The 241-nt window shown below is 67.2% G+C and carries 1 protein-coding gene; it reads right to left on the bottom strand.

Features of this window, described 5'->3' with window-relative positions:
* A partial coding sequence (locus IO39_RS59520) for a helix-turn-helix domain-containing protein (protein ID WP_157549839.1) occupies positions 1–213 on the bottom strand: 213 nt, incomplete at its 3' end.
* Between the last annotated feature and the right edge of the window lie 28 nt (positions 214–241).

The raw sequence follows: 241 nt of genomic DNA, 5'->3' as shown, positions 1-241 counted from the left end.
GATCTCGTTGAAGCGATGGATCACATCGCGCACGGTGTCCTCATCGGCCTGCACCAGCCGCGCGATGACCGGGACGGTGTTGCCTCCGGCCGAGGCCAGCAGGATCATCGCCCGCCGATGGCGCACCGTGCTCATCGTGCCCCGCCGTACGATCCGCTGCAGCTTCTGCCCTTCTTGGTCCGTGAGCCTGCGGACCTTGACCGGTTGCGTCACCGGGCCTCCCGACTGCCGATCGAACGTG

This window comes from Nonomuraea candida (assembly GCF_000725485.1).
Lineage (GTDB): Bacteria > Actinomycetota > Actinomycetes > Streptosporangiales > Streptosporangiaceae > Nonomuraea > Nonomuraea candida.
Note: the sequence above shows the minus strand (reverse complement) of the source record. Positions and strands in the feature narration are given on the sequence as shown.